Consider the following 26772-nt stretch of genomic DNA (forward strand, 5'->3'; position numbering starts at 1 on the left):
CTCCTCGGCCCCGGCCTCGGCCAGCGCCGCGGCCTCGTCGGAGGCCAGCCGGAGCATCTCCTCGACCCGGTCGGACACGGGGAAGACGTCGCGACGCTGCGGCACCTCGGCGAGCAGCCGTCGGGAGATCTCCAGCTCGGCCGAGCAGGCCCCGAACCGGCTCAGCAGGTGGTCGACCTCGCGCCGCGCGCCGGCCAGCTCCGACTCCGCCCAGGCCGCGTAGTTGTCCACCTGCAGCCGGTCGTACCCGCGCGGCCGGACGCGGAAGACCGGCCGGATTCCCAGCAGGTCGTCGAGGTCACCGGCGTAGTTGGGCCGGGCCTCCCCGGATCCGCCCTCGGCCACTTCCCCGCCCGCGTCCGCATTGCGAAACATCGCCGCTCCGTCCCCCTGCGCCCGGCACCCGGTCCGCCCACCGGCCCACGCCGGACGGTGCGAGCCGGCGTCGGGGCACCGCCGCCAGTACCGGCTCGGACAGTGCCAGAACCCACGCGCCCGGAACCGGTCCGTGACCGGACCGTGAAGTGGCAACGGCGTAGTTCGGCTGACCGTGCCAGGACGGCTACGCACAGTCGCCACCCCGCATCATCCGCCTTCCGCTGCGGTCGGCAAGCGGCGAGAGTGGTCCTGCCGGGAGCCGGGCATAGGACGGCGGTCGGCCGTGTTGTCGCCAGCAGTAGTTGCACTCTCAACTAGTAACGGAGACGGACATGCAGTTCGGCATCTTCACGGTCAGCGACATCACGCCCGACCCGACGACCGGTCGCACCCCGACCGAGGCCGAGCGGATCAAGGCCGTCCTCGCCATCGCGCAGAAGGCGGAGGAGGTCGGTCTCGACGTCTTCGCCCTCGGCGAGCACCACAACCCCCCGTTCTTCTCCTCCTCCCCCACCACGACGCTCGCATGGGTCGCGGCGAAGACCTCGTCGATCCAGCTCTCCACCTCGACGACGCTGATCACGACGAACGACCCGGTGAAGATCGCCGAGGACTACGCGATGCTCCAGCACCTGGCCGACGGCCGGGTCGACCTGATGATGGGTCGCGGCAACACCGGCCCGGTCTACCCCTGGTTCGGCAAGGACATCCGCGACGGCATCGAGCTCGCCGTCGAGAACTACGCCCTGCTGCGCCGGCTGTGGCGCGAGGACGTCGTCAACTGGGAGGGCAAGTTCCGCACGCCGCTGCAGGGGTTCACCTCCACCCCGCGTCCGCTGGACGACGTCCCGCCGTTCGTGTGGCACGGCTCGATCCGCAGTCCCCAGATCGCCGAGCAGGCCGCGTACTACGGCGACGGGTTCTTCCACAACCACATCTTCTGGCCGCCGGAGCACACCCAGCGGATGGTCGAGTTCTACCGCCGCCGCTACGAGCACTACGGCCACGGCTCGGCCGACCAGGCCATCGTCGGCCTCGGCGGACAGGTCTTCATGCGCAAGCGGTCGCAGGACGCGGTCGAGGAGTTCCGTCCCTACTTCGACGTCGCCCCCGTCTACGGTCACGGCCCGTCGCTGGAGGAGTTCACCGAGCAGACCCCGCTGACCGTCGGCAGCCCCGAGCAGGTCATCGAGCGCACCCTCGGCTTCCGCGACTACGTCGGCGACTACCAGCGGCAGCTGTTCCTCATCGACCACGCCGGACTGCCGCTGAAGACCGTCCTCGAGCAGCTCGACCTGCTCGGCGAGGAGGTCGTGCCCGTGCTGCGCAAGGAGTTCGCCGCCCTCAAGCCGGCCCACGTCCCGGACGCCCCCACCCACACCTCCCTGGTCGCCGCCGCCGGCGGGGCCAAGGACTCCACCGTGTACGCCCCCGCCGACAGCGTCACCGGCCAGGCCCGCGAGGAGGTCGAGGCATGAGCACCGGGACCACGCGCACCCTCGCCGTCGTCAGCGCCGGCCTGAGCAACCCGTCGTCGACGCGGCTGCTCGCCGACCGCATGACCGCCGCGGCGGTCGACGCCCTGCGGGAACGCGGGATCACCGCCACGGTGGAGGTCGTCGAGCTGCGCGAGCACGCCCGCGACCTCGCCGACAACCTGCTGACCGGTTTCCCGACCACCTCGCTGCGGGCGGCCGTGGACACGGTGGTCGGAGCGGACGGCCTGATCGCGGTCACCCCGATCTTCTCGGCGTCCTACAGCGGGCTGTTCAAGACGTTCGTCGACGTCCTGGACAAGGACGCCCTCGCCGGCAAGCCGGTCCTCCTCGGGGCGACCGCCGGCACGGCCCGGCACTCGCTCGCGCTGGAGCACGCGCTGCGGCCGCTGTTCGCCTACCTGCGGTCGGTCGTCCTGCCGACGGCGGTCTTCGCCGCATCCGAGGACTGGGCCGGCCCCGGCGGCGGCACCAGCTCGGCGCTCGCCGGCCGGATCGACCGCGCGGCGGGCGAGCTGGCCGACCTCATGGCCGGGCGTGCGCCGGCGGCCCCGGTCGACCCGTTCGCCGACCCGACGACGTCCTTCGAGGAGCTCCTCCGAGGCACCGGCGCCTCATAGGACGGCCCCGTCCAGGGCACCGCCGCGAGCGCGGGTGGCGGGGAGGACGGGGTCCGTCACTCAGCCGACGGCGTCCTTCGACGGCGGGGCCGAGCCGCCCTGAGGGGCGTGGGCCGTCATGATCCGGACGATCGCCTCGCGGTCCGCGGCCGACGGCAGCCCCCAGTCCGCTTCGTAGTCGTAGACCTCGTGCAGCGGCCGAGACGCGGTCCGGCCGGTGAGCACCTCCACCGATCCGCTGTCGATGAGCCCCGGGTGCTCCACACCGCAGGCCTCGGCCACCTTGAGCAGGTCGCGGCGCAACGTGGAGACGTAGTTCGCCAGCCGCACGGACTTCAGCGCCGGGTCGAGCCCGTGGGCCAGCCACTTGTTCTGGGTGGCCACGCCGGTCGGGCAGGTGTCGGTGTGGCACTTCTGGGCCTGGATGCAGCCGATCGCCAGCATCGCCTCCCGGGCCACGTTGACCATGTCGCACCCCAGGGCGAAGGCGACGACCGCGTTGTCGGGCAGCCCGAGCTTCCCCGCCCCGATGAACGCCACCTGCTCGTGCAGTCCCGCCCTCGCGAAGGCGGAGTAGACCCGCGCGAACCCGAGCTGGAAGGGCAGGGAGACCGAGTCGGTGAAGATCATCGGCGCCGCGCCGGTGCCGCCCTCGCCGCCGTCGATGGTGACGAAGTCGACGCCGCGACCGGTCCGCGTCATGAGGTCGGTGAGCTCGTCCCAGAACGCCATGTCACCGACGGCCGACTTGATGCCGACCGGCAGGCCGGTCTCGGTGGCCAGGAGCTCGACCCAGTCGAGCAGGCTGTCGGGGTCGGAGAACTCCGCGTGCCGGGACGGACTGATGCAGTCCACGCCCTCACGGACGCCCCGGGTGGCGGCGATCTCCGCCGAGACCTTCGCCGCGGGCAGCACGCCGCCGAGGCCCGGCTTCGCGCCCTGGCTGAGCTTGATCTCCAGCGCCCGCACCGGCGCGCCCGCGACCAGGTCCTTGAGCCGCTGCAGGTCGAACCGGCCGTCCTCGTCGCGGCAGCCGAAGTACGCCGTCCCGATCTGGTAGACCAGCTCGCCCCCGTGGCGGTGGTGGACCGACAGGCCGCCCTCACCGGTGTTCTGCATGCAGCCGGCGAGCGCCGCGCCGCGGTTGAGGGCCTCGATCGCCGCACCGGACAGCGATCCGAAGCTCATGGCCGAGACGTTGACGACCGAGGCCGGCCGGAAGGCCGACGCCCGGCCCCGCGCCGCGCCCAGCACCTTGGCGGCCGGCAGGGCGACGTCCTGCCCCGCCTCGACGTGCGTCGGCGGCACGGCCCGACCGAAGGTGCGGTGGTTGATGACGGGGTAGCCGGCGGTGTACTCGAGGTCGTTGTCGGTGCCGAAGCCGAAGTAGTTGTTGTCCTTCTTCGACGAGGCGTAGACCCACCGCCGCTGGTCGCGGGTGAACGGGCGCTCCTCGTTGTTGCCGGCCACCAGGTACTGGCGCAGCTCCGGCCCGACGGACTCCAGCAGGTAGCGGGCGTGGCCGAGGACCGGGAAGTTGCGGAGCAGGGTGTGCTCGCGCTGCATCAGGTCCCGCGCCGCGACGCCGGCCAGTGCGGCCAGGCCGGCGCCCACAGCCCTCGAGGCGAGGCTCATGGCCGTCACCTTCCTCGGCGACGGCGGCCCGCTCAAGTCGAACGGCCGCGCAGACGCAGGTCAGCGGTAGGCCGAGCCGCCCCGGAGCCGCGCGCCGACCGCGACGTGCAGCGGCGCGAGGACGACGCCGTCCCGGGCCAGCCGCTCGCGCAGCTGGCGGCGGTGGCGGAGCACGCCGACGAGGCCGATCGCCCAGAACACGTACTGCACCGAGAAGGCGGCCCGGAACGCGTCGAGGCCGTAGTCCGTGGAGGCGCCCGGCGTCATGACGTCGAGCACCGCCCCGACGGCCAGGATCGTGAGGAGGGAGGCCACGAACCCGCCGACGTTCACGACACCGCTCGCGCTCCCCTGGCGCTCGGCCGGGTTCCACGTCCGGGCGTAGTCGAAGCCGATCATCGACCCGGGACCGTTGGTGCCGAGGACGATCACCAGGACCACCAGCAGGGGCAGCGGTGCCGGACCGGGCCACAGCAGGACGACGGTCCAGACCGCGGCGGTCGCCCCGAGGATCGTGAAGACGAGCACCGAGCGGCGCAGGGGCCAGCGGCCGCAGAGCCGGCCCAGCAGCGGACCGACGCCCATCCCCACGAGGACGAGCAGCGTGAGCAGCCCCGCCGCCGTCCCCGGCGACCGCCCCTCCCCCAGCACGAGGAACGGGTAGCCCCACAGCAGGGCGAAGACGGTGCCGGAGAACTGGGTGACCAGGTGGGTGTACAGGCCGATGCGGGTGCCCGGCTCGCGCCAGGTGTCGCCGAGTCGGCGCCGCAGCGCCGCCATGCCCGCCGGCGCCTCGACGACAGTCCCCGCCGGGGCGTCGCGCAGGGCCACGAGCACGAGGACGGCGACCAGCACACCGGTCGCCGCGGCACCGAGGAACGTGGTCCGCCACGAGGTGAGGTGCAGCAGCGCCACGAGCGGATAGGCCGCGGCGATCGAGCCGACCTGGCCGAGGATCCCGGTGAGCTGGGTGACCAGTGGGACCCGGCTGCCCGCGAACCAGAAGGCGACCAGCCGCAGCACGCTGATGAAGGTCATCGCGTCCCCGGCGCCGATGAGCACCCGCGCCAGCACCGCGGTCGGCACGTCCGTGGCCAGCGCGAGCACCAGCTGGCCGGCAGCCATCGTGACGGCGCCGGCGAGGATCATCCGGCGGGAGCCGAACCGGTCGAGGGCGACGCCCACCGGGATCTGCAGGGCCGCGTAGACAGCCAGCTGCAGGACCAGGAACAGCGAGACCGCCGACGCGCCGGCCGAGAACCGCTCCTGGGCCTCCACCGCCGCCACGCCGAGCGAGGACCGGTGGAAGACGGCGACGGCGTAGGCGATGAGACCGACCGCCCACACGGTGTAGGCGCGCGCACCCGCGGTCGTCGGCCCATTCGTCGGCCCATTCGTCGGCCCGGTCGTCGACATGGCCTCCCCAGAAGGACTCACTCCAGGAAGACAGTGCACCGGCGGCACACCTTCCGCACGGCGCGGTGAGATCGGTCACCGGCGGCCACCTGCCCGTTACAGTTCCGCTCGATGCACACGCTCGTGGACCCCGCCGACGATCCGGCCGTGGACGACGCCCCGCGTCGCGGCCGGATCCTGTGGGCGCTCGCCACCTGCATGGCCACCAAGGGCTACCGGGCGACGACCATCGCCGACATCGCCGCCGCCGCGCGGGTGTCCAAGACGGTGGTCTACGCGCACTTCCGCGACAAGGAGCACTGCCTCCTGGAGCTGTACTCGCGCGCGAACGACAACGTCCTCGAGACCGTGCGGGAGGCGCAGGAGTCGGCGCGCGCGGCCGACCTCCCGTGGCGGGACCGGCTGCGGGCCGGTATCGGGGCCTACCTCGAGACGCTCGCCGCCGGACCCGCCGTCGCGTGGGCCGCCCTCGTCGAGGTCCAGGCCGCGGGCCGGCCGGCCCTCGTCCTGCGCCGCGGCATGATCGACCGCTACGTCGACCTGCTCTGCCAGGTGGCGACCGGGCTCGCCGAGGAGCACCCCGACGAGGTGCGACCGGTCGGCCGCGACCTCCTGGTCGCCGCGGTCGGCGGGATCAACGAGCTGATGCTCGCCCGCGTCGAGCGCGGCGAGGCCGAGCGGCTGGCCGAGGACATCCCCGTCGCGACCGAGATCGTCGTCGGCCTGCTCGAGCGGCGCGACTGACCCTTCCGGGCGCACTGGCTACCGGCCGGTAACCACCTCTTCTACGCTCTCCCGGGCGCCCCGCACCGAGGGTCGGCGAGCGAAGGGACGGTCGTGACCGCATCTGCCGCGGTGGAAGGCGGTCCGGCGTCGGTGACCGAGCGCGCCTTCCCGGCCCTCGACGGGGCCCGGGCTCTCGCGGCGACGGCCGTCCTGCTGCACCACGTCGCCTTCTGGACCGGCCACTACACGCCCGACCTGACGGGGCGGATCTTCTCCCGCCTCGACATCGGAGTGGCGATCTTCTTCGTGCTGTCGGGCTTCCTGCTGTCCCGGCCGCTCTTCCTCGCCGCCTGCGAGGGCCGTCCGGGACCGCGGACGGCGGCGTACCTGTGGCGCCGCGCGCTGCGGATCCTGCCGGCGTACTGGCTGACCGTCGTGGCCGCCCTGTTGCTCCTGCCGCAGAACGACGGCGCCGGACCGGCCGACTGGCTCCGCCACCTGACGCTCACCCAGGTCTACGGCACCGGGCACCTCCGCGAGGGCCTGTCCCACACCTGGAGCCTCAGCACCGAGGTGGCGTTCTACCTGGTGCTGCCCGTCGCGGGCGCCGGGCTGGTGCGGCTGGCGCGCCACCGTCCCGACCGTCCGGCCGGGGTCCTCCTCGCCCTCGCCCTCGCCGCGCTCGGCGGGTTCGCCTTCCTCGCCTGGCACTGGGCCGCCCGGCCCTTCCCCTCCAGCGGGATGGACCTGTGGCTGCCGTCCTACGCCGGGTGGTTCGCCGCCGGCATGGCGCTCGCGGTGCTCTCGGTGTCCGATCCGGCGTGGCGGCCGGTGCGCCTGGCCGCGGAACTCGGGGCGAGCCTGCCGACCTGCTGGGCCGCCGCCGGGGCGCTGTTCTGGATCGCCAACAGCCCGGTGGCCGGGCCGATGGGGCTGCTCGAGCCCACGGCCGCCCAGGCGGTGCTCAAGAGCGCGCTCTACCTCGCCGTGGCCTTCCTGCTGGTCCTGCCGCTGGTGTTCGGTACCCCGGGGCACGGCTGGGCGCGGCGTGCGCTCGCCAGCCGCGCCGGCCACTTCCTGGGCGAGCTCTCCTACGGCCTGTTCCTGATCCACGTCGTCGTCCTGGCCGGCGGGTTCGCGGTCCTCGACCTCGTGCAGTTCACCGGCAGCGTCTTCTGGGTGGGCCTGGCGGTGTGGCTGCTGTCCACGGCGCTCGCGGCCGCGCTCTACGTGCTGGTGGAGCGGCCGCTGCGCCGCTGGCGCACCGTGGTCCCGGAGAGCCGGGTGCCCGGCTCCCCAGCGAGCAGCGACGAGGCCACGGCGGTCACCGCCGCCAGCGCCAGCAGCTGAACCGCGACCTCGGCGGCCTCCCCGGACGCGGCGAGGAGCACGACGGCCGCCGCCAGCAGACAGCCCGCCGCCACGACGCCCGGGACGGCGCGCCGGCGCGGGCCGGCCAGCACGGCCAGACCGGTGGTCGCGGCGAGGAGGGCCAGCGCCGCTCCCCCACCGACGAGCGCGGTCCCCGCCACGGTGCCGAGGACGACGACCCAGCGGGCGGCCCGGCCGCGACCGGACCCCGCCGGACCCCCGCCCCGCCCGGGCACGAGCACGAGGCCGAGCAGCACCAGAACGGCGACGGCACCCGCGGCCAGGGCTGCGTGGTAGACGGAGCCGGCCCGGAACTCCAGGACCACCTCGCCGGCATCCCCCGCCGGGACGACGTACCCCTGCTGCCAGCCGTCGACGGTGCGGGCCGCCAGTTCCCGGCCGTCGAGCGTGGCCACCCACCCGGGGTTCACGTTCTCGGGCACCACCAGGAGCGTCGGCTCGGTTCGCGCGGCCACCGCCACCCGGCGGTGCTCGCGGTCCCACTGCTCGACGTCCACGGCCCGCCGGTCGGCGGCACCCGATGCGCCCGTCCCGGCGCGGAGCAGGGTGGCCGACCTGACCGCGAAGGCGTCGGTGCTCAGGGCGGCGAACCGGTGCTGTCCCGCGGCGAGCCGGCCGGTCCCCGCGCCCGCGCAGAGCTGCAGCGGCACCGGCTGAAGGGACCGGAGCGCGGCGACCGTCGTCCGCAGCGCCGTCGGGCGCGGGTCGCCGTCCACCGTGACGACCGGGCCCCGGCCGCACGGGACGTCGACCACCGCCGTGCCGTCGCCGACGTCCAGGCCGGTGATGCCCAGCTCGCTGACGCCCAGCGGCAGGGTCTCCACCCGGCGCTCGTACGGGTCGTAGGACTCGAGCTCCCGCCGGACCGGGAAGGTCAGGGTGAGCCGCTGGGTGGTCACGGGCGCGAACCGGGCGGTCCCGGTCGGGTCGAGGCCGACGGTCTGCTCCAGGCCGTCGGCGGTGACACCGACCGCGGTGACGAGCGACGCCGCGGTGTTCGGCGCGAGGCCGACGGCGACCGCGTCGATCGTGCGGGGCTCGGGCCACGTCAGCGTGAGGCTCGGCCGGGCGTCGTCCTCGTCCGCGACCCACGTCGTCCTCGGGTTGCCGTCCAGCGCGGCGTCCGCGCCTGCGCGAGGGTCCGGCACCGCGGCACTGCTCGCCTCGACGACGGGCCCGGCAGGGCGCGCAGTGGCGGCGATCAGGGCGTCCAGCGCGGCTCCCGGACGCGGCACGGCGGTGACGGCCACGTCGAAGCCCGCCGGGGAGGCGACCGTGAAGACGCGGTCGATGCCGGCGACCTCCTCGGCGGACCGGACCAGGTCAGGGCTGCAGCGCGGCCGCCCGCCCGCCTCGCTCGCGCACCCGGAGGTGGCCGGGTGCCCGGCGTCGAAGGCGTACGCGGCGGCAGCCGCTGCCGGCGCCGGGGTCACGACGGTGCGCGTCACCTCGAGACCGGGGATCTCGACCTCGGCCAGCGCGAGGTTCGCGGTGGTCTCCCCCGGCACGTCGAGGGTCAGCCGCGAGGTGTCGCCGGCCGGGAGCGGGATGCGCTGCGGAGCGGTCGTGTCGGCGAGCTCCATCGTGCGGGAGCCGCCGTCCGTGGTGACCCGTAGCCGTGCCGGCGGAGCGCCGGCCGAGTCCGGCTCGTCGGCCAGCCGGACGACGATCGCGCGGGCGGCGATGGGCCGGTCGGTCTCGATCCGCCACCAGACCCGCTGCGGGTCCCCCAGCCGGTCGGCCGGGCGCCAGGCCGTGGTCGGGTCCCCGTCGATCGCGGCGTAGGGCTGGTCACCGACGTGCGCGCCCCCCGCGCTGTCCGCGTCCGAGGCCGAGCTCGACGCCGCGAGGGTGCCCCCGTCGATCCGGACGACGCTCTCGGCCAGCTCGGCGCCGGGATAGGTGTAGTCGCGCTCGGGACCGTCGAAGCGGCGGGGATCGGTGGTGGTGAGGCCGGCCGAGACGGCGTCCGCGGTGCGTCCGTAGGCGCGTTCGCGGCGCACCTGCGCGTCACTGACCAGCACGGTGCCCGGGACCTCGGCGGACCCGTCGGCCAGCAGCGCCGGGCGCCCCGTCACCAGTCCGCGGTCCTCCAGCGCGAGCAGCCCGTCGGGCCCTCCGGCGACCGACACGGCGTCGGACAACGGTGCCGTGTACGCCCGGGGCGCCGCGCCGGCGACGGCGTAGACCTCGACGGCCGGGCGCGGTGGCGTCAGGTACGAGTCGAGGATCCGGCCGAAGAGCTGCGTCTCGGACGGGACCTGCGGCCCGAAGGCCGCCACGCGGCCGATGCCGGGCGAGTTCCGCAGCGCCTGCTGGACCAGGATCGGCCGGATCGAGCCGACGCCGCCGGAGTCGAGGTCGTTGCGCACCACCAGGTGCGAGATGCCGGCGCGGGCCAGATGGCCGGCCAGGCCGGCGGAGCCCTCGCCGCGGGCCAGCCGCTCCTCCACCGCGTCCAGCACGCGGATGTGCGCGGGGGCGCTCAGCGGGATGGCGCTGCGGACCGTCCAGGGCGAGTCGGCGAGGGCCTGCATCGGCTCGTCGGAGGTGCTGCCCCAGATGTAGGTGCCGAAGGACGAGGCCGGCAGCAGCAGCGCGCGGCCGCTGGGCCGCGCGTCGGCGAGGTACTCGGCCGTCTCCTCCCAGTAGCCGGGGATCGTCTCGAACCCCGTGGGTGGGGACAGCCGGCCGCCGATCGCCGGCGACGCCGTGGTGACCAAGGCCAGGACGACGGCCACCACCCCGGCCCGCCCGACGAGGCGACCCGGCCCGGGACGGCGGACGCGCACCACCAGCACGCCGACCACGTGGGCCACCCCCAGGGCGAGCGGCAGCCGCAGCACCGGGTCGAACTTGTGCACGTTCCGCATCGGCGCGAGCACGCCGTCGAGCGCCTCGTGGAGCGGCCCGGCGAGGAGGCCCTCCACGGCGCCACGGTGGCCCAGCGTCACCAGGGCCAGTCCGGCGAGGAGGCCCAGCACCAGCCAGGCCCGCTCGGGCAGCCGCGGCCAGGCGAGGCCGAGCAGCCCGGCCGATGCCAGCAGGACCGTCGCGAGGATCGGTGCGACGTCGTGCACCAGGGTCCAGCCCGTCGGCCAGATGGGGCCCTTGCCGTCGGCGAGGTAGGCGACCCACTGGGTGGTGCCGCGCAGCGTCGACAGCAGGCCGGTCGGCGTCGTGGTGATCGCCGCCGTCTCGATGTAGTCGAGGAACGGGGGGCTGTACTGCCGCAGCAGGAGCAGCGGGCCGGCCCACCACGCCGTGGCCAGCCCGACCGCGGCGACCCACCAGCCGATCAGCCGGCGCCGGCGGGGACCGGCCGGCCGGGTGAGCAGGAACAGCACCGCCAGCGGCAGCACCGCCGACGTCGCCACGGCGTTCACGCCGCCGACGCAGAACACGGCGAGCCCGGACAGGGCGGCCGCCCGGCGGGGCGAGCCGCCGCGCGCACCGGCGACCAGCGGGATCAGCACCCACGGCGCCAGCGCCATCGGCAGCACCTCGATCGAGGTGGCGCCCAGGCCCATCAGCATGCGCGGGGCCAGCGCGTAGGCCAGCGCCCCGATCAGGCGCGACGTCGGGGTGCCGATGCCGAGGCGGCGGGCCAGCAGGGCCAGACCCAGGAACGCGACGCTGAGCAGCAGGGCCATCCAGAGCCGCTGCACCACCCAGGCCGGCAGCCCGGCGCCCTGCCCCACGCCGAAGAACGGCCCCATCGGGAAGAGGTAGCCGTAGGCCTGGTTCTGCACCTGCCCCGCGAAGCCCTCCGGCTCCCAGAGGGTCAGCGCCCGGTCCAGCCAACCCCACGGGTCGATCGTCAGGTCGAGCTTGGTGTCCGGGACGATCCGCCCGGGCTGCTGGGCCAGGGTGAGCGCCAGGAAGCCGAGGCAGACGGTGGCCCAGCGGACACGTTCGGCCATCGGCAGCCGACGGCCGCCCTCCGGTGGGGGCGGCTGGTCGCGCGGGGCGTCGGGCGACGCACCGGACGTGTCCGGACGGAGGAGCAGAGTGGCCATGGCGGGACGAGCGAGGAGGGCGGCGGTCCACCGGGGTGGACCACCCTCCTCAGTCGGTCACTGGACCTGCGGTTCCCGGACGGGGGCCGCCTCGAAGGACTCCTCGTGGTGGGCGCCGGCCGCCTGGCCGCGGCGGATCAGCAGGGCGCCGATGAGGAGGAAGACGAGCCCGAGGACGGCGAGCGAGAGCGGCAGGACCGTCTTCACCAGGTTGATCTGGCTCCGGTAGTCCTCCGCCCGCTCGACGCCGGCGGCGATGGTGTCCTCGCTGCCGGCGAAGTCCCCGGCCAGGATCGTCACGCCCGTCTCGCCGTCGGGACCGCGCACCACGGTGTTCGGGTGCTCCTCCGAGGTCACGATGACGCCGCTGGTCGGCTCCACCCAGATGACCCGCTCGTTGGAGTAGACGACCTCGGCCTCGACCGTGCCCGTGCCGTCGGCACCGGCCATGGCCGCAGGCAGGTCGGCGGTGCGGACGACGGTCTCCGGGATGGACATCTCGAAGCGGTACGTCTCGAGGCCGCCCACCTCCTCGACCCCCTCGAAGGTCGCCGGGAACGCGGCCCGGGCGGTGCTGTTGAAGACGTCGTAGTCCCGCTCCTCGGTGCCGAAGGGGAACGTGAGCGTCAGCCCCTCGACCGAGACCTTGCGGTCGTAGTCGACGTGGTCGATGTCGTCGCACGCCACGGCCACGGCCTCGCGGCGGTCGAGGCAGACGCGGTAGGTGCCGGCGTTGAGCAGGGTGCCGTCGGTCGAGGTGATCGTGGAGCCGAAGTTCCAGACCGCGACGTCCTCGTTCGCCGCACCCTGCGTCGGGTCGCCCACGACCTTCTGGCGGACGTCGGCCTCGAGTCCGGTCAGCTGCTCACCGGCGGCGATGTCGAACCAGCTGATGTCGGTGCCGACCGCGGTCGGCGCGGCCTCCTGGTCGAGCGGCAGCTTGACCAGCGCCGGCTCCAGGAACAGTCGGACGGCGAGGGCCCCGGCGAGCAGGAAAGCTCCCAGACCCAGCAAGCCCAGCCCGATGGCGCGTCCTCGCATGCGGATGGCTCCTCCTGATTCGTCGCGACAACTCCACTGGTGTCGCAGCGCGGCAACACTACTGGCGAGTAGCGGAACGACCAATACGACCTCGGGAAGAAGCGCGCCCACGGGTGGTACCGCCGCGTACCAAGGCCGCAACTGTCACCCTCCCGGGTGACGGTGGCGACGGTACGCGCCCGTACCGGACGGCGGACCCACACCGCCGCCGCGCTGCCAGGGGCTCACTTCTTGCAAGGGAGACGCAGGTCACGCCGCCGAGCAACCACCGACCTCCGAGCGGTGCGGAATGCGCGGAAAAGTGCGGCGCGAGATCATGAGAGCCATTTTCGCGCACCCTGCTCTAAGCGGTGAATGGGCTGGCAGGACCGTGGTTACTCGCAGGTAGTCTCCCGCGGTGCACATTCGATCACCGGCGATCGACGTCCTGTTCGTGAACTGGCGGGACGTCACCCACCCCGAGGGCGGTGGATCCGAGCGCTACGTCCACCGCATGGCCGAGGGGCTGGCCGCCGTGGGCCTGCGCGTCTCCCTGTTCTGCGCCGCCCACGAGCGCGCTCCCGCCCGGGAGACGATGGGCGGCGTCTCCGTGGTGCGCCGGGGCGGGCGCCTCAGCGTCTACCCACGGGCCCTGCTGCACGTGCTGCGGCACCGGCCCCGGCTCGTGGTCGACGTCCAGAACGGCCTGCCGTTCGGTAGCACGCTCGGAACACGCCGCCCGGTCGTCGTCCTCGTGCACCACGTGCACCGCGAGCAGTGGCCGATCGTGTTCGGCCGCCTCGGCGGCGCGATCGGCTGGTGGATCGAGTCGGTGCTCGCGCCGCTGCTCTACCGGCGCAGCCGCTACGTCACCGTCTCGACGGCCACGGCCGAGGAGCTCGCCGGGCTGGGCATCACCTCCGACCGGCTGGACGTCGTGCGCAACGGCACGGAGCCGGCGCCGGAGGTGGCGGTCGGGCGCTCACCCGAGCCGCGGCTGGTCGTGCTGGGCCGGCTGGTTCCGCACAAGCGCGTCGAGCACGCCCTCGAGGTCGTGGCCCGCCTGCGCGACCGTTGGCCCGGCCTGCGCCTGTCGGTCGTCGGCGAGGGCTGGTGGGACGAGCAGCTGCGGGCGCACGCCCGGGCGCTCGGCGTCACCGACCTGGTGGACTTCCTCGGCTACGTCGACGAGCAGGGCAAGCACCAGGAGCTCGCCCGGTCGTGGGTGCACCTCTGCCCGTCGGTCAAGGAGGGCTGGGGCCTGGTGGTCACCGAGGCCGGCGCCCAGCGCGTCCCCACGGTGGGCTACCGCTCGGCGGGCGGCCTGCGCGAGTCGGTGGTCGACGGGCGGACCGGCGTGCTGGTCGACGACCTCGACGAGATGGTGGAGGCGGTGGACCGCCTGCTCATGGATGCGGCCGCCCGCGCCCGGATGGGCGAGGCGGCCGCACGGCACGCGGCGGCGTACAGCTGGCCGGCGAGCATCAGTCGCTTCGCCGGGGTGCTGGCCACCGCCGTTCGGGAATCAGCTCCGGTCGCCGTAGTCCAGGACGTCGATCGGACCCTGCTGGCTCTGCTCCGCCGTGCCGCTGTCCGGGTTGACGGAAGCCTGCACACCGAGAACGGCAGCGACCCCGAGCGTCGTTCCACCGCCGAGAGCGATGAGAACAGCGACGAGCGTCTTCATTCGGGAACCCTTTTCCTTGGGGAGCGGCGACGGAGCGTCACCGTAGAGGGCAATGTCGTGGCCGACAACACCGCCCCCACGATCGTGCCCAGCGCGCACGCGTGAACCAGAACGACCACTGTCACCCGACCGGGCGAGGGCGAAGGCGCAGGTCGGGCGCCCGGCACCCGGTACAGGTCGAGGTCGGCGCCGTCCACCACGAGGGGCAGACCGGTCACGGCCGCCGGCACCGGACGACCGGGTGTGCCCCGCTCGACGAGCACGAAGCCGATGCCGAGGTCCGCGAGCTCGTCGACGTCGCCGGCCGCCGCCGCCACGGTCCGCGCACGGGCGTCCTCGCCGCGGACGGGACGGCCGCCCACCACGAGTTCGTCGTCGACGACGGCGGGGCGGGGCAGCCACCGGGGAGCCGGGTCCAGCTGCGGCCGGTCGGCGTTCCAGCCGAAGGCCCGGTAGGCCCCGAACGGCAGGACGAGGAGGTCGCCGGGACCGTCGTCGGCGGCGAGCGCGTCGCGCACCCGCTGCCAGTCGGCCGGATAGGCCACCGGCTCCAGCCGTCCGCCGACGCCCCACACGAGGTCGGGCAGCGCGACGATCGGGAGGACGACGGCCGCCGCGGCCACCAGGCCGGCGGCCGTCTCCCCGTTGCGGCTGCGCGCCGCCCCCGCCAGCCGGCGGGCGCCGAGCCCGGCGCCGACGGCCAGCGGCAGCGCCCACCAGGCCACCCACTTCTGCCCGTCGCGGAGGAGTCCCGCCCCCGGGACCTCCTCGACCGCGAACTCGAGGACGTCACGGACGCCGGGGAGCGAGCCGGCCAGTGCGAGGACGAGCCCGGCGAGGCCGAGGAGCACCAGCCGACCGCCGGGACCGGTGCGCGCGGCGCGGCCGGCCCAGCCCGTGACTGCCAGGGCGAGCAGCAGCAGGGTGAGGACGGGGAGCAGGACGTTGTCGCGGCTGGCCGGCACCGCACCGCCGTTCCAGATGCCCCCGGTGCCCAGCAGGGACACCAGGGTGCCGCCCCAGCCCTCCGCGCGGGCAGCGAAGGCGGCCACCCCCGCGGGGTCCGACGCCCCGCCGGACGGGTGCAGGAACCCGCCGACGATCCACGGCAGGGAGAGGGCGAGCACGGCACCTCCCGCCGCGAGGAGCCGGGGGCGGCCGACGAGGACCACCACGACGCCGACGGCCAGCAGGCTCCCGGTGGGGGTGAGCGCGGCCGGGGCGCAGACCAGGATCAGCCGCGCGAGGGCGTCCGGCCGCCCCTCGCGAACGTGCAGCGCCGAGCGGGCGATCCACGGCAGCGCCGCGTAGGCCAGCAGCAGGGTCCAGTGCCCGATGAGCAATCGCTCGGCGAGGTAGGGACTCCACCCGTACACGAGGCCGGCGACCGCACCGGCGAGGCCGCGCCGTCCGTCGGGACCGGCCGGGACGAGCCGGGCCGCGCCGAGCACCGCGGCGAGGACGGTGCCGAACAGCACCGCCTTCTGCACCAGGTCGCCCGGCACCACCGTCGTGACCAGCGCCATGACCGAGTCCACGGGCACCGCCCGCGGCAGCGTGCCGCCGAGCCCCAGGGCGTCGAGGTCCAGGTCCTGGCGGGGAACGAAGACCATGTCGCGGAGGAGGACGAAGCCGGGCGCGAGCACCGGAGCCGTCACCAGCAGCGCCACGACCAGGGCCGTGGCCCGCGCGGGCCACGGCGAGGGCTCCGGCCGGGTCCACTCCATGCGCCCCCCCTCCGCTGGTCATCCGGCTGCGCCGGGTCACCGGCCGATGCGCAGCGTAGGTGGCGGGCGTGACGGCGCCCCTCATCCCACGGGCGAGCCCCGACGGTGCGCCGTCCCGTTCGCGCCGTTCCCGTCGTGCCGTCGGCTGGCGGCGCTGGTCTCGGTGGCGTTCCTCGGCACCAACGCCCTCGCGTACGGGTTCACCGTCCCGGCGGCACGGTCGCTCGCCCCTTCGGCGTTCGGCGAGCTCGCGGCGCTGATGGGCGTGCTGCTCGTGGGCTCGGTACCGGCGACGGGCATCCAGACCGTCGCCGCGCTGTACCTCGGCGGGCGGAGGGGGGCGCACGGCCGCGCCGTCGGCCGGCTGCACGCCACCGCGGTGCTGGCCGGGTCGGCGGTCACGGCGGCCGGCCTGCTCGCGATCGCCCCCGCGACGGCGCTGCTGCACCTGCGCGACGGCACGCCCGTGGCCTGGGTCGCCCTCCTGCTGCTCCCCCACACGCTGGTGGCCGGCTACCAGGGGATTCCTGCAGGGCGGCTCGCGATACGGCCGCCTCGCGGCGGTCTCGGCGTTCTTCGGTGGCGCCGAGCTCGCCGGCGGGACCCTCGGGTTGCTGCTGGTCGGCTCGCCGACCGCGGCCCTGGCCGGCATGACGATCGGGTCCGGCGTCGGGGCGCTCGCCGGCTGGGCCGGCTGCGGCCGCCCGGGACTGCACCGGGACGTGCAGGCACCCGCGCTGGCGACCGTCCGGGCGTCGGCCGCCCTGCTCGGCTTCGTGGTGCTGTTCAACCTCGACCTGCTCCTGGCGCGCCACCACCTCCCGGCGCTGGCGGCCGGTGAGTACGCGGTCGGCTCGATCGTCGCGAAGGTCGCATTCTGGCTGCCGCAGGGCGTCGGTGTCGTCCTCCTCCCCCGGCTCGCCGACGCGGGCCGCCGGCACCGGGTGCTCGGGCCGGCGCTCGCCCTCGTGGCCGCCTCCGGCGCGGCGCTCACCCTGGCCACCGCGGCCCTCGGGTCACGGGCACTGCCGCTGATCGGGGGCTCCGCCTACGGCCCCGCACTCGGCGCGGCCACCTGGTGCTTCGCCGCGCTGGGCACGCTTCTCGCCCTGACCCAGCTGCTCCTCTTCTCCGACATCGCCGGGGCAGGGCGGGTGCCGGGGGCGGTCGTGTGGACGGCGGCCGTCGCGGAGTGCGCCGTCCTGGAGGCGCTCGCCGCCGTCGACGCCCTCTCGCCCCGGACCGTCGTGAGCACGGCGACGCTGACCGCTGTCACGCTCGTGGGCGCCGGACTCGTGCGGCTGCGTCGCGAGCGCGCGGCGTCGGGCCGCGCCGTCCTCAGTCCGGCAGCCGCCGCGGACGGATCAGCAGCACCGCCAGTGCCCCAGCCGCGCTGACCCCGGCGGCGCCGAGTGCAGCGGCGTTCCAGCCGCCGGTCAGCCCCTCGGCCGTTCCGGCCGGCGCGCCGGACACGGTCACCAGGACGACGAGGGTGACCCCGATGGCCGCGCCGAGGTAGCGGGCGGTGTTGTTGGCGCCGCTGCCCATCGCCGCGCGGTGGGCCGGCACGTGTGCGACCGACTCCCGGCCGAGCGCGGCGTTGGCCGCCCCGTAGCCGATCCCGAGCACCAGCAGACCGGGCAGCAGACGGTTGCCGGAGGCGTCCTCGGCGAGGACCGCGAGCGCGGCGAGGCCCGCCGCCGACAGCGCCAGGCCGGCGGCCAGCAGGATGCGGCCGTCGAAGGCCGGGATGAGCCGGACCGCCAGCGCGGTGACGGTGGAGACCACGGACCAGACGACGACCAGCAGCGTCACGGCCGGCAGGCTCCCGCCGAGGGCGCGCATCACGACGGTGGCGAGGAAGGACATGACGCCGACGACGGCCGCGCCGGTGACGAAGGCGCCCACGGCCGCGGCGACGAAGCCGGGCACCCGGAACAGCGACAGGTCGATCAGCGGCGCCGCGACCCGGTGCTCGGCGAGCACGAACGCGGCCGCGAGCCCCGCACCGAGCAGCAGGAAGAGCAGCACGGGAACGGGTCCGCCGCCGGACCGGGTCTGCACGAGGCCGACCAGCAGGCAGGTGACGGCCGCGACCAGCAGCAGGGGTCCGGCGACGTCGATGGGCCGGCGGGTCGACGGCCCCGACGGGAGCAGGACCAGCCGCGCCGCTGCGGCGAGGAGCACGGCCAGGACGGCGGTGACGACGTAGCTGCCGCGCCAGCCCTCGCCGGTGTCGACCGCGACCGCGAGCAGCCCGCCGACTCCGGTCCCGGCGCCCACGCTGGCTCCCCAGACGGCCGCGGCGCGCGCACGCGCCGGGCCGAGCGGGAACGCCGAGGAGATGAGCCCCAGGGAGCAGGCGAGGACCGCTGCTCCACCGACGCCCTCGAGCAGCCGGCCGGCCAGGAACACGCCGGTCGAGCCCGCCGCCGCGGCGGTGACGGCACCGAGGGCCAGCAGCCCGAGGCCTCCCACGAAGACGCGTCGCCGCCCGACCTGGTCGGCGACCGCACCGGCGACGAGCAGGGCCGCCGCGAGCCCCACGCTCATCGCGCTGAGCAGCCAGGCCTGCCCGGCGACCCCGGTGCCGAAGGCGACCGCGGTGCGCGCGCCGGTCGCCAGCGGCGTGACGAAGGTGGCGAGGACCAGCAGCGTGCTGACCGACACGACGGCGAGCGTCCGCGAGGCGGCCTCCGGGGCGCCCACGGTCGGCGGAGCGACGGCCGCCCCGGCGGTCCCTCGTGGCGGACCGCTGGTCCCGGACGTGGTCATGCGCGCTCCTCGGTCGGCCTGGTTTGATTTCCGTACCGAGGCGAAGCTAGCAGTGCAGGTAGGGAAAGCGCACCGATGACCTGTCCACCGGTCGGAGGTTTGTGATCATTTCGAGGACTACTCCGCGAGGACCCGGGCAGGACCACGACGTCCGGGCACGGGTCCGCCCGGACGTCACTCCCGGCCCGACGAGAGGAGCGCCGTCCATGGCGTCCGTCATCCACTACACGATCGCCACCGAGGCCGAGAAGAGCCCTGACTTCCGCCGCGTCCTCTGGACCGGCGAGCACACGCAGCTGGTCATCATGACCATCCCGCCGGACGGCGAGATCGGTGAGGAGGTCCACGAGGTGGACCAGATCCTCACGTTCGTCAGCGGCACGGGGAAGGCGATCGTGTCGGGGTCGGAGAAGGTCGTGGCCCAGGGCGACCTGGTCGTCGTCCCGGCCGGCAAGAAGCACAACTTCTTGAACACCGGCGCCAACCCGCTGATCCTCTACACCGTCTACGGGCCGCCGGAGCACGCCGACGGCGCGGTGCACAAGACCAAGGAGGAGGCCGACCGGCTGGAGGAGGAGGGCAAGGACGAGCCGCCGTCGTCCTGACCCCCGGATGTGCCGTCAGGTGCCCAGCAGACCGAGCACCTGACGGCGGATCTCCAGGTCCTCCCGGGCGGTGACGACGACCGTGCGCACGGCGGCACCGACGCCGCTGATGTCGGCGTCCGCGGTCGCCGCCCGGTTGCGGTCGTGGTCGACCGCGACGCCGAGGTGCGCGAGGCCGGCGGCGAGGTCCGCGCGGACCTCCCGGGAGTGCTCCCCCACGCCGCCGGTGAGGACCAGCAGGTCGAGGCCACCGGTGGCCGCGGTCATCGCCGCCGTTTCGCGCACGAGCCGGTGCAGGTAGACGTCGAACGCCAGCCGGCACGCCTCGTCGCCGCCGGCGCGGCCGGCGAGCACGTCCCGCAGGTCGCCCGACGTCCCGGACAGTCCCCGCAGCCCTGATCGGTGCTCCAGGACGTCGCTCAGCGCGGGTTCCGGGACCTGGGCGTGCTCGAGCAGCCAGAGCAGCAGGCCGGGGTCGAGGGTGCCCGGCCGCGTGTTCATGACCAGGCCCGCCAGCGGCGTGAACCCCATGGTGGTGTCCACCGAGACACCTCTCCGGACCGCGGCCAGGGACGCTCCCGCACCCAGGTGCGCCGACACGATCCGCAGCTCGGCTGCCGGCCGGCCGACGAGGTCGGCCCCCCGTCGCGCGGCGTACGCGTGCGAGAGCCCGTGGAAGCCGTAGCGACGCAGGCCCCAGCGCTCGTTCCATTCCCGCGGCAGGGCGTACGTGGCGGCGGCGGGCGGCAGGGTCGCGTGGAACGTCGTGTCGAAGGCGGCCACGGCCGGCACCCCGGGCAGCAGCTCCCCCACCGACCGGATGCCGGCCAGCGCCCGCGGGTTGTGCAGCGGCGCCAGGTGGCTGATCGAGTCCAGGTAGGCGACCACGTCGCCGTCGACGACGGCCGGCCCGGTGTGCCGCGGACCGCCGTGCACCACGCGGTGCCCGACCGCGTCCACCGCACCGCAGCCGAGGAGGAAGTCGGCGAGAGGCTCCAGGTGCCCCTCGCCCTCCCACTCCTCGACCGTGACGGCGGAGGTGCGGCCCCCGTCGTCGTCCAGCCGGGTGAGCTTGAGGCTGCTGGACCCGGCGTTGACGACGAGGACCCTCACCCGGCCACCGGTTCGCGCAGCGGGTCCCCACCGGAGGTGGCCGGCCCCGGCGTGCCGCTCCACTGCCAGTCGCGGATCTCCGGCAGGTCCTCGCCGTGCGTGCGGACGTACCGCCGGTGCTCGGCGAGCTTGTCGCGCAGCCGGTCGCGGGCGTGCGCACCGATGGCCCGCAGCCGCGGCACCCGGTCGATGACGTCGATCGCGAGGTCGTAGCGGTCGATCCCGTTCATCACGCAGATGTCGAACGGCGTGGTCGTCGTCCCCTCCTCGACGTATCCGCGGACGTGGACGTTCCCGTGGTTGGTCCGCCGGTAGGTCAGCCGGTGGATGAGCCACGGATAGCCGTGGTAGGCGAAGATCACGGGCTTGTCCTGCGTGAACAGCGAGTCGAACTCGGCGTCGGAGAGCCCGTGCGGGTGCTGCCGCTCGTCCTGCAGCCGCATCAGGTCCACGACGTTGACCACCCGCACCCTCAGGTCGGGGAACAGCCCGCGGAGGAGCTCGGCGGCGGCCAGGGTCTCCATGGTGGGGATGTCCCCGGCGCAGCCGAGGACGACGTCGGGCTCGACGCCGGCGTCGGTGCTGGCCCAGGACCAGATGCCGATGCCCTTGGTGGCGTGCTCGACCGCGTCGTCGATGCCGAGGTACTGCAGAGCCGGCTGCTTCCCGGCGACGATGACGTTGACGTACTGCCGGCTGCGGAGGCAGTGGTCGGCCACCGACAGCAGGGTGTTCGCGTCCGGCGGCAGGTAGACCCGGATGACGTCGGCCTTCTTGTTCACCACGTGGTCGATGAAGCCGGGGTCCTGGTGGGAGAACCCGTTGTGGTCCTGCCGCCAGACGTGCGACGTCAGGAGGTAGTTCAGCGAGGCGATCGGCCGCCGCCACGGAATGCCGTTGGTGGTCTTCAGCCACTTCGCGTGCTGGTTGAACATCGAGTCCACGACGTGGACGAACGCCTCGTAGCAGGAGAAGAAGCCGTGCCGGCCGGTGAGCAGGTAGCCCTCCAGCCAGCCCTGGCAGAGGTGCTCGGAGAGCACCTCCATGACCCGGCCGCCGGGCGCGAGGTGGTCGTCGCCGGGCAGCCGCTCGGCCATCCACGCCCGGTCGGTCACCTCGAGGACGGCGCCGAGGCGGTTGGAGTTGTTCTCGTCGGGGCTGAACACGCGGAACGTGGTCATGTTCCGGCGCATCACCTCCCGGAGGAACGTGCCGAGCACCCGGGTGGACTCGACGGCTCCCGTGCCCGGTGCCGGGACCGGGACGGCGCAGTCGCGGAAGTCCGGCATCCGCAAGGGCTGGAGCAGCTCCCCGCCGTTGGCGTGGGGGTTCGCGCTCATCCGCCGCGTCCCGGCCGGATGGAGGTCCCGGACGGCGGCGACCGGGACGCCGTCGGCGTCGAACAGCTCCTCGGGCCGGTAGCTGCGCAGCCACTCCTCCAGCACCGTGCGGTGCCCGTCGTCGCCGCGGGCGTTGGCGAACGGCACCTGGTGCGCCCGCCAGGTGCCCTCGACCTGGAGGCCGTCGACGACCTGCGGACCGGTCCAGCCCTTGGGCGAGGCCAGCACGATCATCGGCCAGCGCGGCCGTTCGGTTCCGCCGTCCTCCCGGGCCCGCCGCTGGATCCCGGCGATCTCGTCGAGACAGCGGTCGAGGGTCGCCGCGAACTGCTGGTGCATCGTCGCCGGGTCCTCGCCCTCCACCAGGTAGGGCTCGTGGCCGTAGCCGCGCAGCAGCTCCAGCAGCTCCGACCGCGGGATGCGGGCCAGCACGGTCGGATTGGCGATCTTGTAGCCGTTGAGGTGCAGGATCGGCAGGACCGCCCCGTCGGTGCGGGGGTCGGCGAACTTGTTCCCGTGCCAGCTCGCCGCGAGCGGCCCGGTCTCCGCCTCGCCGTCCCCCACGACCGCCGCGACGACCAGGTCGGGGTTGTCGAACGCAGCGCCGTAGGCGTGGACGAGGGCGTAGCCGAGCTCGCCGCCCTCGTGGATCGAACCCGGGGTCTCGGGCGCGACGTGGCTGGGGATGCCGCCCGGGAAGGAGAACTGGGTGAACAGCCGCTCCATGCCGGCGGCGTCCTGCGAGACATCCGGGTAGACCTGGCTGTAGGTGCCCTCCAGCCACGCGGCGGCGACCGGGCCGGGTCCGCCGTGCCCCGGCCCCATCACGTAGATGAGGTCGAGGTCGCGGGCGGCGATGGCCCGGTTGAGGTGGGCGTAGAGGAAGTTCAGCCCGGGCGTCGTCCCCCAGTGCCCGAGCAGGCGCGGCTTGATGTGCTCCGGACGCAGGGGCTCACGGAGCAGCGGATTCGCCATCAGGTAGATCTGCCCGACCGACAGGTAGTTCGCGGCCCGCCACCACGCGTCGATCGCGGTGAGCTCGTCCTCGGTCAGCGGGCCGGCGTCCATCTCGTCGCTCCCTCGGCTCGGGGTGTGCCGCCCGAGCCAATCAGCAGAGGCGCAGGCCGTCCACGGTCCAGCGGATGAACCGGCCCGCCGCCCACCGATCCGTGCCCTAGCCGTACCCGGCGGTCACGTGCCTCGGGACGCGGAGGCCGCCGACGGCCAGCTCACCGTCGAGGGTGGCGCCGAACGGCTGCTCGCCGAACGTCTTCCGGTCCAGCGGCCCCCAGCGCCGCATCCCCAGCGCGGTCAACGCGCCGTCCGCGCCGACGCTGATCGTGACCTCCTGCGTGTCCCCCCCGACGGCGATCTCGGCCACGGCCCGGTCGGCGTCCAGCGGCCGCCACCGCACCTCCGGGCTCAGCGCCGCTGTCGGAAGGGCGACCAGCAGCTCACCGGCGTGCCGACCGGCCGCGCTGCGCGTGACGTCGCCCCCCGCCGCCGAGGCCACGGGCACGATCCCGAACAGCCGCCACCGCATCTCCCCCGACGCGCGGGTCCACCGGTCGAAGCCGCGGATGGGCAGACCGAGCAGCCGGGCGGTGGCGGCCCAGACGAAGCCCCGGGTCAGCGACAGCCGCTGGACGGCGGTGAAGGGGCTCCACCGGCCGAGGAAGATCTCGCCGTGCATGCGCAGCTCGACCGCGCGCACCCGCGGTGTCCCCTCGTCGATCGCACGGGTCAGCCACCGGCGCACCGGCTCGGCGAGGTCGCTCGTCATCCCGCCGGTGAAGCCGGGCGGCACCTCACTCCCCGAGGTCAGCGACCGCCAGTCCTCGGCGACCGGCGGCGTCAGCCCGGCCGGCACCCCGTTCCCACGCACCCCGCCAGCATGGCAGTGGGGGCGGGGTGGCTGCCCCGGAGGGCGCGACGGAGACTCGCCTCATGACGGCGACCGCCCCCAGCCCTGACCAGCGCCGCGACGACGCCGGGCCGGACCTGGTCGCCGCCCTGCGCACAGCAGGGATCGCCGACGTCGACGACTCGGGTCTGACCCGGGCCCTCTACTCCTCCGACGCCTCGCTCTACCGCGTGCTTCCCCGCGCGGTCGTGCGTCCGCGGCACATCGACGAGGTGGTCGCCGTCCTCGAGGTGTGCCGGACTCTCGGCGTCCCGCTGACCGCGCGCGGCGGAGGCACCTCGATCGCCGGCAACGCGGTCGGCACCGGGGTCGTCCTCGACACCAGCCGGTACCTGTCGCGGGTGCTGGAGATCGACGCGGAGGAACGGACGGCGAGGGTCGAGCCGGGCGTCGTCCAGGCCGCCCTGCAGACGGCGGCCCGGCCGTACGCGCTGCGGTTCGGCCCCGATCCGAGCACGCACAACCGCTGCACGATCGGCGGGATGATCGGCAACAACGCCTGCGGCTCGCGGGCGCTGGGTTACGGCCGGACGTCGGACAACGTGGTCGCCCTCGACGTCGTCACCGGGTCCGGCACCCGGCTGGACCTGCGCCCGGGCACCCCGCCCGACGGCGTCCTGGCCGACCTCCAGCGGGTGGTCGACGGGGAGCTGGCGACGATCCGCACGGAGCTCGGCCGCTTCGGCCGCCAGGTGTCCGGCTACTCCCTCGAGCACCTGCTGCCCGAGCGCGGCTTCGACGTGGCGCGGACTCTCGTCGGCAGCGAGGGCACGCTCGCCGTGGTGCTGGGCGCCACGGTGCGTCTCGTCACCGATGCGCCGTTCCGCGGCCTGGTCGTGCTGGGTTACCCGACGATGGCGGAGGCGGCCGATGCCACCCCGGCGCTCCTCCCCCACGGACCGACCGCGGTCGAGGGCCTCGACGCGCGGATGGTCCAGCGCCTGCGTGACGTGCCGGCCGCCGTCGTCCCCGACCTCCCGCGCGGCGACGCGTGGCTGGTGGTGGAGCTGACCGGCGACAGCGAGGCGGAGGTCGCGAGCTTGGCCCGCGGCGTGCTCGCCGACGCCGGTGCCCTGGACTCGCTCGTCGTCACGGACGTGGGGGAGGCCGCCGCGATCTGGCGCATCCGGGAGGACGGCGCAGGGCTCGCCGCACGAACGAGCGACGGGCACCCTGCCCACGCCGGATGGGAGGACGCCGCGGTCCCGGTCGAACGGCTCGGCGCCTACCTGCGCGACTTCGATGCCCTGCTGCTCGAGCACGGTCTGCAGTGCGTGCCGTACGGCCACTTCGGCGACGGGTGCGTGCACGGGCGGATCGACTTCCCGTTCGGCTCCGGCCCCGATCGCGGACGGGCCCGCTACCGGTCCTTCGTCGAGGACGCCGCCCGGCTGGTCGCGGGGTACGGCGGCTCGCTGTCGGGCGAGCACGGCGACGGCCGGGCCCGCAGCGAGCTCCTGCCGCTGATGTACTCCCCCGCCGTCCTGGGGCTCTTCGAGCGGGTCAAGGGACTCTTCGACCCGGACGACGTGCTCAACCCCGGCGTTCTGGTCCGCCCGGATCGGCTGGACGACGACATCCGCATGGCCGCGGCCCCCGCCCACCGGCACCGCCTCGCGCTGGCCTACCGGCACGACGGCGGCGACTTCTCCGCGGCCGTCCACCGCTGCACGGGGGTCGGCAAGTGCCGCGCGGACCTCGCGTCGGCCGGCGGCGTCATGTGCCCGTCCTGGCCGGCCACCCGGGAGGAGAAGGACACGACCCGCGGGCGGGCGCGGGTGCTGCAGGAGATGCTGGCGCCCGGCGGACCCGTGCGGGACTGGCGGTCACCGGAGGTGCACGACGCGCTCGACCTGTGCCTGTCGTGCAAGGGCTGCTCGCGCGACTGCCCGACCGGCGTCGACATGGCCTCCTACAAGGCGGAGGTGCTGCACCAGACCTACCGGCGGCGACTGGTGCCGCGAGTGAGGCCGCGGGCCCACTACACGCTGGGCCGGCTCCCCCGGTGGGCCGATCTCGCCGCCCGCGCACCCCGGCTGGTCAACGCGGTGCTCACGTCGCGGCTCGGCGGCCGGGTCGCCAAGTGGTCGGCCGGGATGGACCAGCGGCGGGAGGTCCCGCCGTTCGCCCCGCGGACGTTCCGCCAGCAATGGGGCGACCGCCCGTCCCCGGCGCGGGACGGAGCGCCGGTCGCGCTCTGGGTGGACTCGTTCACCGACCACTTCGCCCCGGAGGTGGCACACGCCGTCGCGCGGGTGCTGGAGTCCGCGGGCTACCGGGTGCAGGTCCCCGGCGCCGAGACCTGCTGCGGGCTGACCTGGATCACCACCGGCCAGCTGGACACCGCCCGGAGGATCCTCGGCGCCACGGTCGCCGCCCTGGTCCCGCTCGCCGACGCCGGCATCCCCATCGTGGGCGTCGAGCCGTCGTGCACGGCGGCGCTCCGGAGCGAGGCACTGGAGATCGTCGGCGGACCGGAGGCGGAGCGGGTCTCCCGCGCCACCCGCACGCTGGCCGAGCTGCTCACGGCGACCCCGGGGTGGGAGCCGCCGTCCCTCGCCGGGACGGAGATCGTCGCCCAGCCGCACTGCCACCACGCGGCGGTGCTCGGGTGGTCGGCGGACGCCGCGCTGCTCGCCCGGGCCGGTGCCCGCGTCACCCGGCTCGGCGGCTGCTGCGGGCTGGCCGGCAACTGGGGCGTGGAGAAGGGCCACCACGACGTGTCGGTCACCATCGCCGAGCAGCAGCTGCTGCCGGCCGTGCGGGACCTGACGCCGGATGCCGTGGTCCTCGCCGACGGGTTCTCGTGCCGCACCCAGCTCGACCAGCTGGCCGGCCGTCGCGGCCAGCACCTGGCCGAGCTGCTGGCGCGCGGCCTCGACTGACGGCCTTCCTGCAG

General features: G+C 74.7%; 17 protein-coding genes and 1 pseudogene. 8 read left to right on the forward strand and 10 right to left on the reverse strand.

Annotation, left to right across the window (positions count from 1 at the left end):
* Nucleotides 1–375, reverse strand: a 375-nt coding sequence (locus E4P40_RS11390; RefSeq protein ID WP_209305272.1) for a hypothetical protein, incomplete at its 3' end; no start/stop codon positions are given.
* Between the two features lie 335 nt (nucleotides 376–710).
* Between E4P40_RS11390 and E4P40_RS11395 the strand changes: the two genes are divergently transcribed.
* Together E4P40_RS11395 and E4P40_RS11400 are read left to right on the forward strand one after the other, a co-directional pair.
* Nucleotides 711–1856 carry an LLM class flavin-dependent oxidoreductase gene (locus E4P40_RS11395; RefSeq protein WP_135158749.1) on the forward strand — a complete coding sequence of 382 codons (1146 nt, stop codon included), beginning with the start codon at nucleotides 711–713 and terminating at the stop codon, nucleotides 1854–1856.
* A complete protein-coding gene (locus E4P40_RS11400) occupies nucleotides 1853–2494 on the forward strand; it encodes an FMN reductase (RefSeq protein ID WP_135158750.1) in 642 nt (213 codons plus the stop codon). The genes E4P40_RS11395 and E4P40_RS11400 overlap by 4 nt, the downstream gene beginning before the upstream one ends.
* A gap of 60 nt (nucleotides 2495–2554) precedes the next feature.
* Here E4P40_RS11400 and E4P40_RS11405 read toward each other — a convergent pair whose 3' ends face one another.
* Together E4P40_RS11405 and E4P40_RS11410 are read right to left on the reverse strand one after the other, a co-directional pair.
* Nucleotides 2555–4129, reverse strand: coding sequence for an FMN-binding glutamate synthase family protein (locus E4P40_RS11405; RefSeq protein WP_135158751.1), 1575 nt, complete (start codon nucleotides 4127–4129; stop codon nucleotides 2555–2557).
* Nucleotides 4130–4189: 60 nt separating this feature from the next.
* Nucleotides 4190–5545, reverse strand: coding sequence for an MFS transporter (locus tag E4P40_RS11410; protein WP_135158752.1), 1356 nt, complete (start codon nucleotides 5543–5545; stop codon nucleotides 4190–4192).
* Between the two features lie 111 nt (nucleotides 5546–5656).
* On the opposite strand from E4P40_RS11410, the gene E4P40_RS11415 reads away from it, so the two are divergent.
* Complete coding sequence (locus E4P40_RS11415) at nucleotides 5657–6289, forward strand: TetR/AcrR family transcriptional regulator (protein ID WP_135158753.1); 633 nt, start codon at nucleotides 5657–5659, stop codon at nucleotides 6287–6289.
* A 93-nt stretch (nucleotides 6290–6382) separates the two neighbouring features.
* Complete coding sequence (locus E4P40_RS28935) at nucleotides 6383–7621, forward strand: acyltransferase (protein ID WP_135158754.1); 1239 nt, start codon at nucleotides 6383–6385, stop codon at nucleotides 7619–7621.
* A gap of 1979 nt (nucleotides 7622–9600) precedes the next feature.
* Here E4P40_RS28935 and E4P40_RS29530 read toward each other — a convergent pair.
* Together E4P40_RS29530 and E4P40_RS11430 are read right to left on the reverse strand one after the other, a co-directional pair.
* Nucleotides 9601–11682 (reverse strand): annotated as a pseudogene (locus E4P40_RS29530) (alpha-(1->3)-arabinofuranosyltransferase family protein); the annotation flags it as partial.
* Nucleotides 11683–11739: 57 nt separating this feature from the next.
* Entirely contained in the window at nucleotides 11740–12723 is a 984-nt protein-coding gene (locus E4P40_RS11430; RefSeq protein ID WP_135158756.1) for a DUF3068 domain-containing protein, read from the reverse strand.
* A gap of 397 nt (nucleotides 12724–13120) precedes the next feature.
* On the opposite strand from E4P40_RS11430, the gene E4P40_RS11435 reads away from it, so the two are divergent.
* Nucleotides 13121–14494 (forward strand): glycosyltransferase family 4 protein, encoded by a 1374-nt coding sequence (locus E4P40_RS11435; RefSeq protein WP_209305273.1) that lies wholly within the window; start codon nucleotides 13121–13123, stop codon nucleotides 14492–14494.
* Here E4P40_RS11435 and E4P40_RS11440 read toward each other — a convergent pair.
* On the reverse strand, nucleotides 14386–16116 hold the full coding sequence (locus E4P40_RS11440) for a hypothetical protein (RefSeq protein ID WP_135158757.1): 1731 nt from the start codon (nucleotides 16114–16116) through the stop codon (nucleotides 14386–14388). The genes E4P40_RS11435 and E4P40_RS11440 overlap by 109 nt on opposite strands.
* Nucleotides 16117–16727: 611 nt before the next feature.
* On the opposite strand from E4P40_RS11440, the gene E4P40_RS11445 reads away from it, so the two are divergent.
* A complete protein-coding gene (locus tag E4P40_RS11445) occupies nucleotides 16728–17513 on the forward strand; it encodes a hypothetical protein (RefSeq protein ID WP_167762190.1) in 786 nt (261 codons plus the stop codon).
* Here E4P40_RS11445 and E4P40_RS11450 read toward each other — a convergent pair.
* Nucleotides 17455–18891, reverse strand: a complete 1437-nt coding sequence (locus E4P40_RS11450) for an MFS transporter (protein WP_135158759.1) — start codon at nucleotides 18889–18891, stop codon at nucleotides 17455–17457. The genes E4P40_RS11445 and E4P40_RS11450 overlap by 59 nt on opposite strands.
* Nucleotides 18892–19097: 206 nt before the next feature.
* Between E4P40_RS11450 and E4P40_RS11455 the strand changes: the two genes are divergently transcribed.
* Nucleotides 19098–19496, forward strand: a complete 399-nt coding sequence (locus E4P40_RS11455; protein ID WP_135158760.1) for a cupin domain-containing protein — start codon at nucleotides 19098–19100, stop codon at nucleotides 19494–19496.
* A 15-nt stretch (nucleotides 19497–19511) separates the two neighbouring features.
* Here E4P40_RS11455 and E4P40_RS11460 read toward each other — a convergent pair whose 3' ends face one another.
* The 3 genes from E4P40_RS11460 to E4P40_RS11470 all read right to left on the reverse strand — a co-directional run bounded on the left by E4P40_RS11460 (nucleotide 19512) and on the right by E4P40_RS11470 (nucleotide 23834).
* Nucleotides 19512–20609, reverse strand: a complete 1098-nt coding sequence (locus tag E4P40_RS11460; RefSeq protein WP_135158761.1) for an acetate/propionate family kinase — start codon at nucleotides 20607–20609, stop codon at nucleotides 19512–19514.
* A complete protein-coding gene (locus E4P40_RS11465; protein ID WP_135158762.1) occupies nucleotides 20606–23017 on the reverse strand; it encodes a phosphoketolase family protein in 2412 nt (803 codons plus the stop codon). The genes E4P40_RS11460 and E4P40_RS11465 overlap by 4 nt, the downstream gene beginning before the upstream one ends.
* A 106-nt stretch (nucleotides 23018–23123) precedes the next feature.
* Nucleotides 23124–23834 (reverse strand): DUF6544 family protein, encoded by a 711-nt coding sequence (locus tag E4P40_RS11470; RefSeq protein ID WP_135158763.1) that lies wholly within the window; start codon nucleotides 23832–23834, stop codon nucleotides 23124–23126.
* Nucleotides 23835–23896: 62 nt separating this feature from the next.
* On the opposite strand from E4P40_RS11470, the gene E4P40_RS11475 reads away from it, so the two are divergent.
* Complete coding sequence (locus E4P40_RS11475; RefSeq protein WP_135158764.1) at nucleotides 23897–26758, forward strand: FAD-binding and (Fe-S)-binding domain-containing protein; 2862 nt, start codon at nucleotides 23897–23899, stop codon at nucleotides 26756–26758.
* Nucleotides 26759–26772 lie beyond the last annotated feature (14 nt).

The organism is Blastococcus sp. CT_GayMR20 (assembly GCF_004570345.1).